The 2,350-nt window shown below is 31.7% G+C and carries 3 protein-coding genes; 1 reads left to right on the top strand and 2 read right to left on the bottom strand.

The features are described 5' to 3' along the window. Together CN514_RS20140 and fadH are read right to left on the bottom strand one after the other, a co-directional pair. On the bottom strand, positions 1–923 hold a 923-nt coding region (locus CN514_RS20140), incomplete at its 3' end, for an EAL domain-containing protein (protein ID WP_098234115.1). A 13-nt stretch (positions 924–936) separates the two neighbouring features. After that, the gene (gene fadH / locus CN514_RS20135; RefSeq protein ID WP_097975726.1) at positions 937–1,701 is read right to left on the bottom strand and encodes a 2,4-dienoyl-CoA reductase; all 765 of its coding nucleotides are present in this window, start codon (positions 1,699–1,701) and stop codon (positions 937–939) included. Between the two features lie 122 nt (positions 1,702–1,823). Between fadH and CN514_RS20130 the strand changes: the two genes are divergently transcribed. Further along, positions 1,824–2,350: metallophosphoesterase (locus CN514_RS20130; protein WP_176525996.1), on the top strand; the 527-nt coding region annotated here is incomplete at its 3' end.

Genomic DNA, 2,350 nt, shown 5'->3' with positions numbered 1-2,350 from the left:
TACATTCTAAAACAAAAGGAATTTAATTCACTTGATATATTCATTAAAAATGAATTTAAATCCGCTCCTAATTTAAATTTATTAATTGTCGATTCGACTTTTTGTTGAATTAAATTAGTCATATCTCTAAGCGCAATTAATTTGTTCTTTTCGCCTCGAATATATTTTAAGATATCATTCTTTAGTGGCTCACATTCATGATTTAACTCACTAATGGATGGTTGTGGTATAAACAAATATGCGCCTTGATAAAATCTTCCACCATTCTTCCATGCATTTCTTAATTGAATTGAATCGATTATCCCATCGTAATACATCGATGCCCCTACTTTTCTTGCCACATAAATTACGGAATTTAATAAATCTTGAAATGATGATGTATGAAGTTGTTGAACCATTTTAAAATCGATTTTAATGATATCAGGAGACAAGAACCGAAGTTTTTCTAAGTTAATTAACTTCTCATTTACGCTATTAATCGCAAATTTAATACCATAAGTTTGATAATATGTAATTAAATTTTTTAGTTCTTTCTCAAAACCATAAAAAAGTTGATGTTGAAGAATAATGACAATTTTATTTAGTTGTATGCCCTTTTCTTCATATGATTGTAAAATCGATAATAGATTTTCTGGGTCATCTGCAAGAAGCGCTGAAGGGTGACGATTAATAAAAATACCACCATCGAATTTAGATTGTACAACTTCATCGAGAGCTTGAATTAGTATATGATTGTCAACCTCTAATAAGTAGTCATCTGGCACCAAATCATTTGCAAAGAAGAATTCAAGGCTGTGTAAATTTTCAAGTTTTAGTCTACCAACAACCTCTACTCCTACACAATTTTGTGTATCGGCTCCATATATTGGTTGAAAATATGGTACGACTTTATCTAAGTTACTTATTACGTCTAAAGGATCCATTTTGAACCTCCTTCTAGAATGGGTATTGATGTAAGGACTGTCCTCCATCCATTGTAAAACAAGAACCATTAATATAACCAGCCTCATTTGAAAATAAATATGCACAAAGTCCCGCTATTTCTTCTGGAGTACCTAACCTGCCTAGTGGTACACTTTGTATTGTTCTGTTTTCTAATTCCTCAGAAAGCCATAATTTAGCCGCCCCACCTGTCCTCTCAATAGGTCCAGGAGCAATCGCATTGACTCTAATTCCATACTTCCTACCCCACTCAACTGCTAAAGTTCGTGTCATAGCAAGAACACCAGCTTTAGCTGATGCAGAATGAATAACCCCAGGACCCGCATCCCAAGCATATGTAGCAATTATATTTGTAATCGCACCTTTAATTTTATGTTGTATCATATACCGTCCTACTTCAGAACTACAATAAAAAGTTCCATTTAAAACTATATTTATAACTGTGTTCCAACCGTTTACAGACAAATCCTCTGCAGCACAAATAAAATTACCAGCCGCATTATTAACTAAGAAATCTATTGTTCCAAATGTTTGATCAACTTCATTTACCATATTTTTAATTAATTCAGGATCCCGTACATCCATAGCTATTGGTAATACTTGACCATCAAATTGTTCAATTTCTTCTTTTGCACTATTTAATTTTTCTATATCTCTTCCCGCAATGACCACTCTTGCACCATCCTTTGCAAAACGCATAGCCATTGCTTTCCCCATACCACTAGAGCCACCAGTAACGATCACAACTTTATCCTTCACTCGTATCACTCCCTTTGTATTCTATAGTTTAACAACATTTTGTTATTTTGAGAATATTTTTAACAATTAAACTATTTAATATAGTATGCAGTAATTATTTCTTTAAAAAGGTCGGGGGACAATTGAAAATAAAACTTACATCATTTTTTTTACTGTTAATTTGTACAATCTATTATTCAGTCTATGTTGAGCCAACATCAATTCGAACTAAGCAATTAACATTTTCAGACGATCGGTTAAATTCGAATACTCCTATTAAATTAATACAAATCTCTGATACTCATTTTAATAATAAAAAAGATATAGATCGATTTAAAAAGGTCGTAAAAAATATAAACCAAATGAAGCCTGATTTTATTCTATTTACTGGGGATTTGGTTAGTGATATTCGAAAGTTTTCTTACAAGAATGAAGTTATTCGGCTTTTAAAAGAACTTAATCCAAAAATAGGAAAGCTTGCAATATACGGTAACCATGATCATGGAGGTTATTTTACTGAACAATACGAAGAGCTGTTAACCGAAAGCAATTTTATATTATTAAAAAACGAAGAAAAAACTTATTACGTTCAAAAACAAAAAGTTTCATTTATCGGTCTCGATGATTATATGCTAGGAAACAAACAATATAATGACATTTTAGAACGAAT

It is taken from the genome of Bacillus sp. AFS001701 (assembly GCF_002559405.1).
GTDB lineage: Bacteria > Bacillota > Bacilli > Bacillales > Bacillaceae_G > Gottfriedia.
This window is presented reverse-complemented; position numbering and strand designations above follow the sequence as displayed.